Annotated in this window: 15 protein-coding genes and 1 other RNA gene; 10 read left to right on the forward strand and 6 right to left on the reverse strand. The window is 50.3% G+C overall.

Going from position 1 to position 15,216, the window contains the following annotated elements; genetic code table 11:
- Nucleotides 1–250 precede the first annotated feature (250 nt).
- The 3 genes from ppiD to JFY74_06325 all read left to right on the forward strand — a co-directional run bounded on the left by ppiD (nucleotide 251) and on the right by JFY74_06325 (nucleotide 3,139).
- On the forward strand, nucleotides 251–2,131 hold the full coding sequence (ppiD, locus tag JFY74_06315; GenBank protein ID QQG29654.1) for a peptidylprolyl isomerase: 1,881 nt from the start codon (nucleotides 251–253) through the stop codon (nucleotides 2,129–2,131).
- 138 nt (nucleotides 2,132–2,269) lie between these two features.
- Nucleotides 2,270–2,635, forward strand: coding sequence for a helix-hairpin-helix domain-containing protein (locus JFY74_06320; protein QQG29655.1), 366 nt, complete (start codon nucleotides 2,270–2,272; stop codon nucleotides 2,633–2,635).
- A gap of 105 nt (nucleotides 2,636–2,740) precedes the next feature.
- Entirely contained in the window at nucleotides 2,741–3,139 is a 399-nt protein-coding gene (locus JFY74_06325; protein ID QQG29656.1) for a YbgC/FadM family acyl-CoA thioesterase, read from the forward strand.
- An 80-nt stretch (nucleotides 3,140–3,219) separates the two neighbouring features.
- Here the strand turns inward: JFY74_06325 and queC are convergent, their stop codons facing one another.
- Together queC and JFY74_06335 are read right to left on the reverse strand one after the other, a co-directional pair.
- Entirely contained in the window at nucleotides 3,220–3,915 is a 696-nt protein-coding gene (gene queC / locus JFY74_06330) for a 7-cyano-7-deazaguanine synthase QueC (protein QQG29657.1), read from the reverse strand.
- Nucleotides 3,916–4,014: 99 nt separating this feature from the next.
- The gene (locus JFY74_06335; GenBank protein ID QQG29658.1) at nucleotides 4,015–5,091 is read right to left on the reverse strand and encodes a PLP-dependent cysteine synthase family protein; all 1,077 of its coding nucleotides are present in this window, start codon (nucleotides 5,089–5,091) and stop codon (nucleotides 4,015–4,017) included.
- Between the two features lie 368 nt (nucleotides 5,092–5,459).
- Between JFY74_06335 and JFY74_06340 the strand changes: the two genes are divergently transcribed.
- The 5 genes from JFY74_06340 to amtB all read left to right on the forward strand — a co-directional run bounded on the left by JFY74_06340 (nucleotide 5,460) and on the right by amtB (nucleotide 11,690).
- Nucleotides 5,460–5,921: an Lrp/AsnC family transcriptional regulator gene (locus JFY74_06340; GenBank protein ID QQG29659.1), complete on the forward strand. Its 462-nt coding sequence runs from the start codon at nucleotides 5,460–5,462 to the stop codon at nucleotides 5,919–5,921.
- 203 nt (nucleotides 5,922–6,124) lie between these two features.
- Nucleotides 6,125–7,894 carry a SmdA family multidrug ABC transporter permease/ATP-binding protein gene (locus tag JFY74_06345; protein QQG29660.1) on the forward strand — a complete coding sequence of 590 codons (1,770 nt, stop codon included), beginning with the start codon at nucleotides 6,125–6,127 and terminating at the stop codon, nucleotides 7,892–7,894.
- Nucleotides 7,887–9,665 (forward strand): SmdB family multidrug efflux ABC transporter permease/ATP-binding protein, encoded by a 1,779-nt coding sequence (locus tag JFY74_06350; GenBank protein QQG29661.1) that lies wholly within the window; start codon nucleotides 7,887–7,889, stop codon nucleotides 9,663–9,665. The genes JFY74_06345 and JFY74_06350 overlap by 8 nt, the downstream gene beginning before the upstream one ends.
- A 360-nt stretch (nucleotides 9,666–10,025) precedes the next feature.
- Nucleotides 10,026–10,364 (forward strand): P-II family nitrogen regulator, encoded by a 339-nt coding sequence (gene glnK / locus JFY74_06355; GenBank protein ID QQG29662.1) that lies wholly within the window; start codon nucleotides 10,026–10,028, stop codon nucleotides 10,362–10,364.
- Nucleotides 10,365–10,403: 39 nt separating this feature from the next.
- Complete coding sequence (gene amtB / locus JFY74_06360; protein QQG29663.1) at nucleotides 10,404–11,690, forward strand: ammonium transporter AmtB; 1,287 nt, start codon at nucleotides 10,404–10,406, stop codon at nucleotides 11,688–11,690.
- Nucleotides 11,691–11,824: 134 nt separating this feature from the next.
- Here amtB and tesB read toward each other — a convergent pair whose 3' ends face one another.
- Entirely contained in the window at nucleotides 11,825–12,688 is an 864-nt protein-coding gene (tesB, locus tag JFY74_06365) for an acyl-CoA thioesterase II (GenBank protein ID QQG29664.1), read from the reverse strand.
- Between the two features lie 212 nt (nucleotides 12,689–12,900).
- Here tesB and JFY74_06370 point away from each other — a divergent pair, with 212 nt between their 5' ends.
- Nucleotides 12,901–13,482 (forward strand): YbaY family lipoprotein, encoded by a 582-nt coding sequence (locus tag JFY74_06370; protein ID QQG29665.1) that lies wholly within the window; start codon nucleotides 12,901–12,903, stop codon nucleotides 13,480–13,482.
- 19 nt (nucleotides 13,483–13,501) lie between these two features.
- Here the strand turns inward: JFY74_06370 and JFY74_06375 are convergent, their stop codons facing one another.
- Nucleotides 13,502–13,822: an MGMT family protein gene (locus tag JFY74_06375; protein ID QQG29666.1), complete on the reverse strand. Its 321-nt coding sequence runs from the start codon at nucleotides 13,820–13,822 to the stop codon at nucleotides 13,502–13,504.
- Nucleotides 13,823–14,009: 187 nt separating this feature from the next.
- On the opposite strand from JFY74_06375, the gene ffs reads away from it, so the two are divergent.
- Nucleotides 14,010–14,106, forward strand: an RNA gene (gene ffs / locus JFY74_06380) — signal recognition particle sRNA small type.
- 462 nt (nucleotides 14,107–14,568) lie between these two features.
- On the opposite strand, the gene hha is transcribed toward ffs, so the two are convergent.
- Nucleotides 14,569–14,772 carry a hemolysin expression modulator Hha gene (gene hha / locus JFY74_06385; protein ID QQG29667.1) on the reverse strand — a complete coding sequence of 68 codons (204 nt, stop codon included), beginning with the start codon at nucleotides 14,770–14,772 and terminating at the stop codon, nucleotides 14,569–14,571.
- A 53-nt stretch (nucleotides 14,773–14,825) separates the two neighbouring features.
- Nucleotides 14,826–15,194: an Hha toxicity modulator TomB gene (gene tomB / locus JFY74_06390; protein QQG29668.1), complete on the reverse strand. Its 369-nt coding sequence runs from the start codon at nucleotides 15,192–15,194 to the stop codon at nucleotides 14,826–14,828.
- Nucleotides 15,195–15,216: the final 22 nt, after the last annotated feature.

Raw genomic sequence — 15,216 nt, forward strand, 5'->3', positions numbered from 1 at the left:
GCGTGAAGGCGGCAAGAGAGGGAATCCCGATGAGTTTACTTAAGTAAGTGATTCGGGTGACTGAACGCAGCCAACGCACATGCAACTTGAAGTATGACGGGGATATACATACCCGACACATGGCAGAACGTGGCGGGCAACAAGCTTAAGTGCGCCCTAGCCTTGTATTGGGCTATAGCAATCGCAAGGATGCATGGCTCCGGCCAGCGCAGGGAGTTTTATCCATTCTACAGCGGAGTGTTGTCACATTATGATGGACAATTTACGTACGGCCGCGAATAACGTCGTGCTCAAAATTATTCTTGCTTTGATCATCGCATCATTCGTTCTAACTGGCGTTGGTGATTATCTTATTGGTGGTTCAGGAGATTACGCTGCAAAGGTGAACGGGCAGGAAATTACCCGCGCACAGCTTGAGCAGGCGGTACAGAACGAACGCAGTCGTCAGCAGGAAGCCTTGGGTGAGAATTTCTCTCTTCTGGCGAGTAATGACGGCTACATGCAGCAATTGCGTAGGCAGGCACTCTCCCAACTCATTGATGAAACCTTGCTGGATCAGTATGCCAACAAGCTGGGACTGAACATCAGTGATGAGCAAATCAAACAGGCGATCTTTGACGTTCCCGCGTTTCAGACCAACAACCGTTTTGATAATGAAAAGTATCTGGAGCAGGTTCGTCGTCTTGGCGTTACACCGGATATGTATGCTCAGATGCTGCGTAAACAACTGACTTCACAGCAGTTGATTCGTGGCTTTGGCAATACCGCGTTCCTGCTGCCGCAGGAGATCGATAACCTGGTGAAACTGGCTGCACAAGATCGCGTTGTCCGTGTTGCAACCATTGATATCGCTGCCAAGGCGAAAGCCCAGACGGTTGCTGACGATGAAGTCCAGAGTTATTACGATCAAAACAAAGGGAATTTCATCGCACCAGAAGAATTCAAAGTCAGCTATATCACGCTGGATGCAGCAAGCATCATGGACGGCATAAAAGTAGATGATGCTGCCATCAACGATTTCTACGAACAGAACAAGAGCGACTATTCCCAACCTGAGCGCAAAAAATTCAGCGTTATTCAGGTGAAGAATGGGGCCGATGCAGCGTCTGTTCTGGATGCGCTGAAGCAAGGTGGTGATTTCGCTACGCTGGCGAAAGAAAAATCAACGGACGTTATCTCGCGCCGCAACGGTGGCGATCTGGGATGGATGGACGAAAACAGCATGATTGATGAGCTGAAGCAGGCAAAACTGACGGAGAAAGGTCAGGTTTCCGAAGCGATTAAATCATCTGTTGGCTATCTGGTTGTGCGTCTGGATGATGTTCAGCCGCAGCAGGTTAAACCGCTGAGTGAAGTGCGTGCTGAGATCGCTGAGAAAGTGAAGCACGAGAAAGCGCAGGATGGTTACTATGCGCTGCAACAAAAAGTCAGCGAAGCGGCTAGCAATGACAACGAATCTCTGGCTTCAGCAGAAGAAGCGGCCGGTGTGAAAGCCACGCAAACCGACTGGTTTACGCGTGAGAAAGTTCCCGCTGCGCTGAACTTCCAGCCGGTAACGCAGGCTGTCTTTAGCGGTGCGCTGTTGGGCGAAAACGGTGCTGCGGGCAATAACTCCGATGTGATTAACGTCGACGGCGATCGTGCTTTCGTTCTGCGTATCACTGAGCACAAGCCTGAAAGTACTCGCCCTCTGGATCAGGTGCGTACTGAGATCGTCGAGGTGTTGAAACGTCAGAAGGCTGAACAGCAGACTCGTGTAGACGCTGAAAAAATGCTGGCTGAGCTGAAGCAAGGTAAAGACGATGCGCTTAAAGCGGCAGGTCTGAGCTTTGGTGAAGCAAAAACGATGTCTTCTATTTCTCAGGGTGATGCAACGGCCGAAGCAATCTTTGCTATGCCGCATCCAGAAAAGGATAAGCCATCTTATGCGATTACTCAGGATCAGGCCGGTAATGTCGTGCTGGTCGCGCTGGATAGCGTGACGCCACATCAGCTAAACGATGAGCAGAAAACACAGTTTGCCAGCCAGGTTCAGCAAGGTTCTCTGGGCGCGCTGTTTGATTCTCTGCTGTCCAGCTTGCGTAGTGAAGCGAAAATCAAGATGGGCAATGCGGCGCAAGAACAGCAATAAGCTCCGCAAAAATTTGCAAATCGTTGCAACAACAAAAGGCCGCTTTCGCGGCCTTTTCCACATTTAAATTCTGCTGTTTGCGGTGTTGATGGGTCTGCGGCAAGGTAGCCGTGCTGTCATACACAAGGAGGAAACAGCATGAAAAAATCAGGAATAAAAGCACTGTGCTTAATCATTGGGATGAGTTTGTCTGGGTTGCCACTGCTGGGTCAGGCGGCACCTAAATCCGCCGACAGTACGGCGACAGCGGTGAAGTCTGCGCCAGCAGATCAGAAAGCGGAAAAAGCAATGCTTCCTGATGGTGATGAGGATAAGGTAAGCATTAATGCAGCAAGCGCGGCTGATTTGGCTGAAATAATGAATGGTGTCGGCCTTAAAAAGGCGGAAGCGATCGTTAGCTATCGTGAGCAAAATGGCCCTTTTACCCAGATCGATCAATTAACGGAGGTCCCAGGAATTGGGGCAGCGTTGGTTGAGAGAAATCTCTCTCGTTTAAAACTGTGATATTAGTCGCAGTCCAGTCGAGCACTTCCTCTGGGCTGCGAACCTCTGCTAGGCTGATTATCAGGTCATACCAGTTGTTGGTTTTGTCACAGGAGTATCACCGAGATGCAGACTTTCATTACCGTTCGTGGTTATCACATTGATGTTTATCAGCACGTTAATAACGCGCGCTATCTGGAGTTTCTGGAAGAGGCGCGTTGGCAATGGCTGGAAACGTTGCCCGCTTTTGGCTGGATGCATAGCAACAAGATTGCTTTCGTTGTGGTGAACATCAATATCAACTATCGCAAGCCTGCCGTTCTTGGTGACGTGCTGCGTATTGATAGCGAACTGCTACAGATGAATACGAAAAGTGGCGTGATCAGTCAGAAAATAACCCGAGTGCCTGATGAAAGCGACGTGGCCGATGCCACGCTGACGTTTGTCTGCATTGATTTATTGACGCAAAAAGCACTGCCGTTGGAGGGAGAACTGCTGGAACACCTAAACGAGATTCGTTGTTAACATGAAACAACAGGCCATTGCTGCACGGCGTGGCCTGTTTTTTTACTTGGTGTGGCGTTTCTGTGTGGTGACGTGAAGTATCAGCGTAACCCTGTTTTCTGCTTCAGCGATGCCGTAATAGCGGCGGAGTCGTTTTGATATTGCGCGAGCCCGTTTGCTCGTAAATGGCAGGCGGCACACTGGCCACATCCATCACCCTTGATGCCGTTATAGCAGGTTAGCGTGTGGTAACGAACGGTATCAAGTTGCTGGTAATAATCTGCCAGCGCCCAGGTTTCAGCCTTATTAAGCCACATCAGCGGGGTTTCAAAACGAATATCACGGGCAATGCCTAAAACAATAGCCTGATTCAGTGCCTTGACGAATTCGTCGCGACAATCTGGGTAGCCAGAAAAGTCGGTCTCACATACACCGGTAATGACTGCCTCTGCACCAACTTGATAGGCGTAGATAGAGGCGAGCGTCAGAAAGAGAATGTTTCTTCCTGGAACAAAGGTGTTGGGGATGTCCTGTGCATTGGCGTCGTAATCGGGGACTGGAATACTGTCACGCGTCAGGCTGCTGGTGGCGAGTTCATTCAGTAAACCGACGTCCAGAACCTTATGCGCCGTTGCCCCCAGTTTCTGGCTGAGTTCCCGAGCGACATCAATTTCAGCACGGTGACGTTGCCCATAATCGAAGGTGATGCAGTGGACGTCATCATAATCTTGCAGAGCCTGAATCAGGCAGGTTGTGGAATCTTGTCCACCGCTAAAAACGACAACAGCACGCTTCATTCTTCATTCACCTTAATGCGGGGTGTGATGTAAAGCCGCTATGTTACCTGAAAAATAGCCCGTATTCAGCGCTGCGGCTGTGCGCTGAATACACCAGCCTCACGCCGTGCTGAGTTCCGGCATGAGAGGGGACATTTCTGGGGTGTTCAGGGCATCAAGGTAAGGGCTTATGTCGCCGATATTTTTTTCTACCCAACTGCTGTTGTAGTAGGTGTCCAGATAGCGTTCGCCGCTGTCGCAGAGCAGGGTCACAATCGCGCCTTTTTGACCCCGGCTTACCATCTCTTTGGCCAGTTGCAGCATACCCCAGACGTTGGTGCCGGTAGAGGCTCCCGCTTTGCGGCCTAACACGCTTTCCAGCCAGTACAGTGTTGCGATGCTGGCGGCATCCGGCACTTTGATCATGCTATCAATGACGTCAGGAATAAAAGAAGGCTCGGCACGCGGGCGACCAATACCTTCTATCCGGCTACCGCATGGGCCAGTGATGGAGCGATCCCGCTGTTGGTAACAGTCGTAGAAGACGGAGTGTTCTGGATCGACGACGACCAGTTGTGTATCTAGCCCCTGATAGCGAATGTAGCGTCCGAGCGTGGCTGACGTACCGCCAGTTCCTGCGCTCATCACTATGTAATCCGGCACGGTATGCGGTTCACGTGCCATTTGGCGGTAAATGCTGTCGGCAATATTGTTGTTGCCGCGCCAGTCGGTGGCACGTTCCGCGTAGGTGAACTGATCCATATAATGGCCGTTCATCTCTTGTGCGAGCTGTTCGGATGCGGCATAGATTTGTCCCGCCTGTTCGACAAAATGGCAGCGTCCGCCATAGAAAGCGATTTGCTCGATTTTTCTTTTTGCGGTGCAGGATGGCATGACGGCGATAAACGGCAGGCCAAGTAAACGTGCAAAATAGGCTTCTGACACGGCAGTGCTGCCGGATGACGCTTCGATAATTGGCGTGCCTTCTTTAATCCAACCGTTGCACAGCCCGTAGAGAAATAAGGAACGAGCCAGGCGATGCTTCAGGCTACCGCTGGGGTGGGTGCTTTCATCTTTGAGATAAAAATAGATACCGGGGTAGTCCGGTAGGGTCAGTCGGATAAGATGCGTATCAGCCGAACGCTGAAAATCTGCTTCGATAGCGCTGATGGCATTTTTAACCCAGGCATTGGTCATGATGAAAACTCGGTTAGGCAGTGATGCGAATAGAGTAACGAGTTTTCAGGATAAAAAAATTACCTTTTTATCTCCTTGTGGGTAATTTAAGGGAATTATTTACCCTTTTACTCTCCCTGTGTGGGGTATTTTTCTACTGAGGTGCATGGTGAGTCGCTATCTCGAAAATTATGGCAACGGCGGGGTTTGTGTAACGAAGGCCGGTAAGGTCATTGCTATGTCGATGTTGCCAATAATGCTATCACCACGATTCTGGATGGGAAGAACATTACTTTTCTCTCTTAATGGGGGAGAGTAGGGGGAGTTTTCTATCGGCGGCGCTATTCTTAGGTAAAACTACATTAGGTAAAACCATATTAGGTATAACTATGTTGGATAAAATTGATCGCACACTGCTGAATATGTTGCAACAGGATTGCACGCTTTCGCTACAGACGCTGGCCGAGGCGGTTAATCTGACATCTACGCCATGCTGGAAACGACTGAAGCGTCTGGAAGAGGAAGGGATCATCCGGGCTAAGGTGGCGCTGTTGGATAATGAACGTCTGGGGTTAGGGCTGACGGCGTTTGTCTTATTGAAGACGCAACAGCACAACCGCGACTGGTATCAGACCTTCACCCGCGTGGTATCCGACATGCCGGAGGTACTGGCTTTCTATCGCATGGCTGGCGAATACGATTACCTGATGCAGGTACAGGTCGCTGATATGAAAAGCTATGATGATTTCTATAAGCGGTTGGTGAATGGTATTCCTGGGCTGGTCGATGTAACATCTAGCTTTGCTATGGAACGAATCAAACATACCACGGCATTGCCCTTATCCCTGTGATTCATCATCCATACTCGTCATACTTCAAGTTGCATGTGCGTTGGCAGCATTCAGTCACCCGAATCACTTACTTGAGTAAGCTCATCGGGATTCCTTCTCTTGCCGCCTTCCTGAAACTTGAATTATTTAGTGTATATCCGTCTTTTGTATAATCACCTTTCTGAGTCTGTCATGACCCGTCTGGCTATTGGAATGAAAACCGCGTGAGACTGTTTGCTCAACTGAGTTGGTATTTTCGCCGCGAATGGCGGCGCTATCTGGGGGCTATTGCGCTATTGATTGCGATTGCCATTCTGCAATTACTCCCCCCTAAACTGGTCGGCGTGATTGTCGATGGTGTGACGCAGCACGGCATGTCGATGGCCGAAATGATGAAGTGGATTGGCGTGATGCTGCTGACTGCCGTCATGGTCTATCTGCTGCGCTATGTGTGGCGCGTGTTCCTGTTTGGCGCGTCATACCAGTTGGCGGTTGAGCTACGGGAGGGTTTTTACCGTCAACTGAGCCGACAGCATCCGGCGTTTTACCAACGTCACCGTACTGGCGATCTGATGGCGCGTGCGACTAACGATGTCGATCGCGTGGTCTTTGCCGCTGGAGAGGGCGTGCTGACGCTGGTCGATTCAATGGTAATGGGTTGCGCCGTGCTGGTTGTCATGTGTACTCAAATCAGTTGGGAACTCACCCTGCTGGCGTTGCTTCCGATGCCGTTCATGGCGATTTTCATCAAACGCTACGGCACCCAGTTGCATAACCGTTTTAAATCCGCACAGGCGGCATTCTCTTCGCTTAACGATCAGGCGCAGGAAAGCTTGACCAGCATTCGGATGATTAAAGCCTTCGGGCTGGAAAACTACCAGTCCGCGCGTTTTGCGCAGGTTGCGGCGGATGCGGGGGCCAAAAATATGCACGTCGCTCGCGTTGATGCCCGCTTCGATCCCACCATTTATATTGCCGTCGGGCTTTCGAATTTGCTGGCGATTGGCGGCGGCAGTTGGATGGTGATTAACGGTTCGCTGACGTTAGGCTTGTTGACCAGCTTCGTCATGTATCTGGGGTTGATGATCTGGCCAATGCTGGCGCTGGCCTGGATGTTTAATATTGTTGAGCGTGGTAGCGCGGCATATAGCCGTATTCGACAGCTGCTTGCGGAAGATCTCGTGGTGAAAGACGGTGAGGAATCCTTGCCTGCCGAGCGGGGCGTGCTGGACGTGAATATCTCCGCGTTTCGCTACCCGGGTAATACCCGTGATGCTTTACAACATATTCAGTTTACGCTGGCGCCGGGTAATATGTTGGGGCTATGTGGGCCGACAGGATCGGGGAAAAGTACGCTGCTAGCGTTGATTTTGCGTCATTTCGATACTCAATCGGGAGAGATTCGTTATCACGATCGCTCATTGAGTGCCATTCGGTTGGATGAACTTCGGAGCCGTTTTGCCGTTGTGGGGCAAATGCCCTTTTTGTTTTCCGATACGGTGGGACGAAACATCGCACTGGGTCGGCCTGATGCTACCCAACAACAAATTGAACAGGCGGCGCGGCTTGCCAGCGTTCATGACGACATTCTGCGTTTGCCTCAGGGTTACCAGACTGAAGTCGGAGAGCGCGGCGTGATGTTATCAGGCGGTCAAAAACAGCGGATCGCGATTGCCCGTGCATTACTGCTGGATGCTGAAATTCTGGTGCTGGACGATGCGCTGTCTGCGGTTGATGGGCGAACGGAGCACCAGATTTTGCAGAATCTCAAAACGTGGGGCGAAAAACGGACGCTGATCATCAGCGCACATCGCCTGTCAGCGCTAACCGAAGCGAATGAAATCGTGGTGTTGCAGCAAGGACAAGCGGTGCAGCGTGGTACACACCGGACGCTGGCGGCACAACCTGGCTGGTATCGGGATATGCACCGTTATCAACAGCTAGAGGCGGCACTGGATGATGTGCCGCAGTTGGAAGGAACGAAAAATGAATAGCCCTCAACAGTTTTGGCCAACCCTGAAACGTCTGCTGGCCTATGGTTCACCCTGGCGAAAACCGCTGTTACAGGGCGTCCTGATGCTGTGGATTGCCGCAATTGCTGAAGTTTCAGGCCCTGTGTTGGTGAGCTATTTTATTGACGACTTGGTAGCAAAAGGCCAGTTCCCGCTGGCGATTGCGGCTGGCCTGGCAATGGCCTATATCCTGCTGCAAATTCTGGCGGCCTCGCTGCACTATTTTCAGACGCTGCTGTTTAATCGTGTTGCGGTCGGTGTTGTTCAGCAACTGCGTATTGATGTGATGGACGCGGCGTTGCGCCAGCCACTGAGTACATTTGATACGCAACCTGTTGGGCAACTGATTTCACGCGTCACCAATGACACTGAGGTGGTAAAAGACCTGTACGTCATGGTGGTGTCAACGGTATTACGCAGTGCGGCGCTGGTTGGGGCGATGCTGGTGGCGATGTTCAGCCTGAACTGGGAGATGGCGCTGGTTGCACTGATGATTTTCCCTGCGGTCGCGACGGTCATGGTGCTGTACCATCGTTTTAGTACGCCGATTGTGCGCAAGGTACGGAGCTATCTGGCCGATATTAATGATGGTTTTAATGAAGTGATTAATGGCATGGGCGTCATTCAGCAGTTTCGCCAGCAGGCTCGCTTTGGCAAAAAACTGGGTGCCGCCAGCCATGAGCATTATGAAGCGCGGATGAAGGCTTTGCGTCTGGAAGGTTTCCTGTTGCGGCCGCTGCTGAGCCTGTTTGCTGCGATGGTGCTGTGTGGCTTGTTAATCCAATTTGGTTTCAGCTCAATTGGATCGGTTGGCGTCGGGGTCTTGTACGCGTTTATCAACTATTTGGGCCGTCTGAATGAACCGCTGATTGAACTGACAACCCAGCAGTCCATGTTGCAGCAGGCAGTCGTCGCCGGTGAACGTATTTTTGAATTGATGGATGGAAAAAAGCAGAGCTACGGCGATGATGAGCGTCCTCTGGCGACTGGGCGCGTCGATATTGACGATGTCTCTTTCTCATATGGCACAGAAAAACGCGTGCTACAGAATATTTCTCTGACGATCCCCGAGCGCGGGTTCGTCGCGCTGGTCGGGCATACCGGCAGTGGGAAAAGTACGCTAGCCAGTTTGCTTATGGGGTATTACGCGCCGGATGAGGGCGAGATTCGGCTGGATGGCCGCCCGCTGTCGACGCTCTCTCATGCGGTGTTGCGCCAAAATGTGGCAATGGTGCAACAAGATCCGGTTGTGCTGGCGGAATCCATGTTTGTGAATGTAACGCTGGGGCGTGATATCAGCGAAGAGGCCGTCTGGCGCGTGCTGGAAGTGGTACAGCTTGCCGAACTGGTTCGGGCTTTCCCTGAAGGATTGCATACGCGCATTGGTGAGCAGGGGAATAATCTGTCAACCGGACAAAAGCAGCTGTTGGCGATCGCACGGGTACTGGTGCAAACGCCTAAGATCCTGATTCTCGATGAGGCGACGGCGAATATTGACTCTGGCACGGAACAAGCGGTGCAAAAGGCGCTCCGTATCATCAGGGAACAGACGACCTTGATTATCATCGCCCATCGGCTTTCCACTATCGTTGAGGCCGACACGATTATGGTACTCCATCATGGGCAAACCGTTGAACGGGGAACACATGATCAACTGCTGCAACAGCAGGGGCGCTATTATCAAATGTATCAGTTGCAACTTGCCGGAGAGGATCTTGCAGCCACCAGCACTGAGCCTTGCCCTGCGCACTGAGACTTACCTGAGATAGTATCCCGGTCTGCACCGCCTTGTGTGGTGCAGACTGACAGTCTATTCATGGCTTCGCACCATCAATAAGCATCGTGATTCTGGTTCCCCCCCGAGTTGCACTAAAAACACTCTTCATGCACTGCATTGGTGCAATTTTTGCCCAAATCTTCCTGCATTTATTTCCCATACTGTTTTCTTTTTGCCCTTTCTTATCGTTAATCGCGTTCTCTTTCCTGATTTATGCCAGATAAATCATTTATGGCACACCCTTTGCTTTAGTCATGACGTAGACCTACTTCATAGAGCACGTAATCGAACAAGTGACGGGCGAAAGCCTGAACGTAATGGCTAGGGGGAAGATAAATGAAACTGGTTACTGTGGTGATAAAACCATTCAAGCTGGAAGATGTACGTGAAGCGTTATCTTCTGTCGGCATCCAGGGACTCACCGTCACTGAGGTGAAAGGATTTGGTCGTCAGAAAGGGCACGCGGAGCTATATCGCGGCGCGGAGTACAGCGTTAACTTTTTACCCAAGGTAAAAATTGATATCGCAATTGCAGACGATCAACTGGATGAAGTGATCGATGTCATCAGCAAAGCCGCGTACACCGGAAAAATTGGTGACGGCAAAATTTTTGTCGCCGAGTTGCAAAGAGTTATCCGTATTCGTACGGGTGAAACTGACGAAGCCGCACTTTAACAACACCTAGCGTAGATACGTAAATAGGGATGGATGAAAATGAAAAAACTACTCTCTTCATTAGGTCTCGGTGTGGCGGTATTACTCCCGTCCTGGGCAATGGCTGCGACACCGACGATTGATAAAGCGGATAACGCTTTTATTATGATTTGTACCGCGCTGGTACTCTTTATGACTATACCGGGCATTGCACTGTTTTACGGCGGCCTGATTCGTTCTAAGAACGTTTTGTCCATGATGACGCAGGTGAGCGTAACGTTCGCGATGGTTTGTATCCTGTGGGTCGTTTACGGATATAGCCTGGCCTTCAGCGAAGGGAATGCTTTCTTCGGTGGCTTCAGCACCTTTATGCTGAAAGGCATCGGGATTGAGTCCATCAGCGGCACCTACTATCAATTTGTACATGTGGCCTATCAGGCTTCCTTTGCCTGTATCACCGTCGCGCTGATCGTCGGAGCGATTGCTGAACGTATTCGTTTCTCTGCGGTGCTGATTTTCGTTGCGCTGTGGCTGACTTTCTCCTATTTGCCGATGACGCACATGGTATGGGGCGGTGGCTATCTGGCTGCGGATGGCGCGCTGGACTTCGCTGGCGGTACAGTGGTTCACATCAACGCCGCGGTTGCTGGGTTGGTTGGTGCTTACCTGCTGGGAAAACGCGCTGGTTTTGGCAAAGAAGCCTTCAAACCGCATAACCTGCCGATGGTGTTTATCGGTACGGCGATCCTGTATATCGGCTGGTTTGGTTTTAACGCGGGCTCTGCGGGTGCTGCGAACGGTATCGCCGCCCTGGCTTTCCTTAACACCGTTGTTGCGACTGCTGCTGCAATTCTGGCATGGGTTGGCGGTGAGTGGATGGTCCGCGGTAAGCCTTCTCTGCTGGGCGCATGCTCTGGCTGTATCGCCGGTCTGGTGGCAATCACGCCAGCAGCGGGTACGGTTGGCGTGGGTGGCGCACTGATTATCGGTCTGGCTGGTGGTGTTGCAGGCCTGTGGGGCGTAACAGTACTGAAAAGATGGCTGCGTGTGGATGACCCGTGTGATGTGTTCGGTGTTCACGGCGTGTGCGGTATCGTTGGCTGTATCCTGACTGGCGTATTCACCTCTGCATCACTGGGTGGTACTGGCTATGCGGAAGGTGTGACGATGGCACACCAGATTTGGGTGCAGCTGTTCAGCGTGATTGTTTGTCTGGTGTGGTCTGGCGTGGTGGCATTTGTCGCCTTCAAGATCGCGGATATGGTTGTCGGCCTGCGTGTACCTGAAGATCAAGAGCGCGAAGGTCTGGACGTCAACAGCCATGGCGAGAGCGCTTACAACCAATAAGAACGCTTAAATTAGTCAGTGAGATGGTTTAACACAAGTAGACAGGCGTGGAGGAGACTCCACGCCTGTTTTATTATCAGTCTTAAACCACCCCGGATGAGGTGGTCTTTTACGTTACGAGGCTGCCGCAAGGTTTATGGCTGGCGGCGACGTATGACGCCTTCCTGCACGCTGGATGCAACCAGCACACCTTCCCGAGTATAGAATTGCCCACGAACGAAACCACGAGCACCGGATGCAGACGTGCTTTCTACGGTATATAACAGCCAGTCATCCAGCCGGAAATCACGGTGGAACCACATCGAGTGATCGATGGTAGCGACCTGCATACCCGGCTCCAAAAAGCCAACGCCGTGAGGCTGCAAAGCAGTGAGTAGGAAATTGCAGTCAGACGTATAGCCGAGCAAATATTGGTGAATACGCTTATCGTCCGGTAGCGGGCTGCTGGCACGGCACCAGACGTGTCGCACTGGCTCATCCACTTCGCCTTTTAGTGGGTTATGGAATTTAACTGGACGCATCTCAATCGGGCTGGCCTGAATAAATTTATCGCGAAAGCGGGGCGGCAGAAGGTGCTGCATGTCTTGTGCGATTTCCTGCTCGGATTTCAGATCCTCAGGCGGTGCGACGTTTGGCATCACATTCTGGTGCTCAAACCCTTCTTCATGACTTTGAAATGAGGCCGTCATATAAAAAATAGGGCGACCATTCTGGATAGCCCTAACGCGTCTGGCGCTGAAGCTGTTGCCGTCACGTAGGTTTTCAACGTCATAAATAATGGGTTTCTGACTGTCGCCGGGTAGCAAAAAGTAGCTGTGGAAAGAGTGAATGTTGCGCTCGAGGGGGACAGTCTGTTTGGCAGCCGACATGGCCTGGCCGACGACTTGCCCGCCAAAGACCTGACGCAGCCCCAAATCATCGCTTTGTCCGCGGAATAGCCCTTCTTCGAGCTTCTCTAAATGCAGGAGGTCGAGAAGGTGTTGTAGTGATTGACTCATGGTATCGGCCTCAATGGATGCGAATAGCGGGTTATCTGTTTGTTTTGTAATGTGTAAAGTGTTTCTTTATGGCTTTTTACTGCAATAAATATGTGGTTTTCGGGAAAATATCAGAATTTTGTACCATAATTATTGTGTTAGGTGAATCATACTATTCATGAGTGTCGGTTTTCGATACCGGTAACCTGACAATAATAAAGGAGACTGACTGAATGAAATTATGGCATATCTTAGGTGGTATCACGTTATCGATGACTCTGGCTGCATGTGCACAGAGGAGTGATTCTGGCGTTTCTCCTCAAACTGGCGCGCCTGTCACCAATGTTTCTTCACCGCGCCTGGCTGTTGCGATGCCGGCGGTAACCGGTACTGTGAATATTCGTCAGCGTATTGCACTCCCTCACAACGCAGTATTAACCGTTACGGTGTCTGATGCATCGCTGGCGGATGCGCCTTCAAAAGTGATTACCCAGCGTGTGACGCGTACAGAAGGGAAGCAGGCACCTTTCCAATTCGAGCTACCATATAACCCGGCTGATATCCAGCCCAACGCGCGTATCTTACTCAGTGCTGCGATTGCAATCGATAATCGTATCGTAATGGTGACGGAGAACGTATTGCCAGTTATTAGCAACGGGGTAAATAACGCCGATTTAGTGCTGGTCCCTGTCGCCTCTGTTCCCTTACCGGCGAAAAATCAGGGATCAATGATGTCTAATCCGACGAATCAGACTCCTCATATGCTTCAGGGGCAACCTACTTCGTCATCTGTGGCTCCGCAGCCAGTCTGGTAATTCATCTGGATACGCGCCGTTATGGCGCGTATTGCCAGCGATATTTCGCAAGATCAATTTTTCCCTGACGATTGAAAACGATGCCCTCCGCCTGTAGCGCTGACTTCTGGCGTATATAGTCTCCACCGACCAGCGATATTTCGCCTTTACGATTGACTACTCGATGCCAGGGGAGTTTGCTGTCTTTCGGTAGGCGTTTTAATACCCCGCCAACTTGCCGGGATGCTCTGGGTGAATCGGCAAGCTGTGCGATGTCGCCATAGGTCGCTATTTTTCCGTGAGGAATCGCTGCGACGATTTGAAAAACGCGCTGACGGAAATTATCGTTTTCTTCTGACATCAGCGGATATCCCTTCTGCTCTTAAACCTATTGAACATCATAGTGGCACAGTGGGGGTGGGTAAGAAAACAACGATTAGTCTGTGTTAGCTTGCAATTGCTTATCCCATCGCCGATAATGCTCACCGCTTTTGTGACACGTTGCGATTATCATGTGCACGCTGTTATAAAGTCCTCAATGGAGGCCCTGTCGGTTCTCCCGCAACACTAACCTGTGGATTCGGTCAGGTCCGGAAGGAAGCAGCCGCAGCAGGAGACGTGTGTGCCGGGATGTAGCTGGCAGGGCCTCCACCAATTTGTGCCCTCGGTAGCCGCTTCATCGCCAGACTAGTCTTTATCTTCTGCACGTAAATTAAATTCTCTGCCATAAACCCATTTCCTGACAGACGTAAACGCTGAGCCGCCATTCTTTGCTCGATAGGTGTCATTTTTCGATCACTGCTTCTTCGAGAGGATGACTGTGCATCTTTACTTAGCGAGTAATAATTGCGGTAATTATTACATCCTCTATTTTCATCACGGGATATACCATTCGTGGATGCTATCAATGCGATTGTTATAAACGATGAATTTTGGGGAAATAAGCGTGAGAGGTGAGGGTGAATTCATTTTTACTTAATATTAAAAATACAATTTGTTACAACTTATTGTTTAAATCATGCGTCAAAAAGATAATAAAAACAAAGGCCGATAATATTATCGGCGCAGTGTATTTAATGTTAGTTTTTGTATGCGTTTCGTTAGGAATTAACGAACATATCGCCATACTGCGGTAGGAACCTTGTCGTAGAGTTTGTTCATCGTCAGTTCGGCCAGACGATGATCGGCTGCGGAAAAGAACATCTCCAGTTCATCATTGGAGAGTTCATACTTGTTTTTTTCAATAACGCGTTCGAGAGTGTCAATGGTTGTGCATTTACGCAAACGCATCAAATAATCGATTTTTTTCATAAGGGCCTATGCAAACAGTACCTGGTGGTTAAAAAATATAAATAAATTATTGCTTAAGTTTTAGCAGGCGTACAGGTGTTCTCCCCTGAGAACATTCCGAATAATTTTGCTTTGGACTTCTGCCAGCGTCGCAGTTCAGCATCATTAATTCCATAGTTGCTAAACAAGACATAAGTATCATCCAAATATTTTTCAACCTGCTCTGAAAGCTCGCTTTCATTAGGGTATTTTATTTTAAATGTAAGAATAAACGTAGCGATATGCTCAATAAGTTCATTTAATTGGAGATTGATCGCAGATGTTGGATCATTGACCCAGCCGTGACTGCTATCGCCTAACGTAGCTATGCTTTCGTCACACAGATTCTCACATAAGAATCTGAGTTGGGCAATATCATAATGTTTTGGTGTGTACTCATCCATATCAATCCCTCCGTTAAGCCGT

The sequence above is a fragment of the Pectobacterium carotovorum genome, assembly GCA_016415585.1.
Lineage (GTDB): Bacteria > Pseudomonadota > Gammaproteobacteria > Enterobacterales > Enterobacteriaceae > Pectobacterium > Pectobacterium carotovorum_K.

Excerpts from the sequence above, each read along its gene's own strand:
- queC (QQG29657.1), bottom strand. The coding sequence starts at position 3,915 with ATGAAGCGTGCTGTTGTCGTTTTTAGCGGTGGACAAGATTCCACAACC.
- glnK (QQG29662.1), top strand. The coding sequence starts at position 10,026 with ATGAAACTGGTTACTGTGGTGATAAAACCATTCAAGCTGGAAGATGTA.
- ppiD (QQG29654.1), top strand. The coding sequence starts at position 251 with ATGATGGACAATTTACGTACGGCCGCGAATAACGTCGTGCTCAAAATT.
- tesB (QQG29664.1), bottom strand. The coding sequence starts at position 12,688 with ATGAGTCAATCACTACAACACCTTCTCGACCTCCTGCATTTAGAGAAG.
- tomB (QQG29668.1), bottom strand. The coding sequence starts at position 15,194 with ATGGATGAGTACACACCAAAACATTATGATATTGCCCAACTCAGATTC.
- amtB (QQG29663.1), top strand. The coding sequence starts at position 10,404 with ATGAAAAAACTACTCTCTTCATTAGGTCTCGGTGTGGCGGTATTACTC.
- hha (QQG29667.1), bottom strand. The coding sequence starts at position 14,772 with ATGAAAAAAATCGATTATTTGATGCGTTTGCGTAAATGCACAACCATT.
- JFY74_06370 (QQG29665.1), top strand. The coding sequence starts at position 12,901 with ATGAAATTATGGCATATCTTAGGTGGTATCACGTTATCGATGACTCTG.
- JFY74_06325 (QQG29656.1), top strand. The coding sequence starts at position 2,741 with ATGCAGACTTTCATTACCGTTCGTGGTTATCACATTGATGTTTATCAG.
- JFY74_06320 (QQG29655.1), top strand. The coding sequence starts at position 2,270 with ATGAAAAAATCAGGAATAAAAGCACTGTGCTTAATCATTGGGATGAGT.
- JFY74_06350 (QQG29661.1), top strand. The coding sequence starts at position 7,887 with ATGAATAGCCCTCAACAGTTTTGGCCAACCCTGAAACGTCTGCTGGCC.
- JFY74_06375 (QQG29666.1), bottom strand. The coding sequence starts at position 13,822 with ATGTCAGAAGAAAACGATAATTTCCGTCAGCGCGTTTTTCAAATCGTC.
- JFY74_06335 (QQG29658.1), bottom strand. The coding sequence starts at position 5,091 with ATGACCAATGCCTGGGTTAAAAATGCCATCAGCGCTATCGAAGCAGAT.
- JFY74_06340 (QQG29659.1), top strand. The coding sequence starts at position 5,460 with ATGTTGGATAAAATTGATCGCACACTGCTGAATATGTTGCAACAGGAT.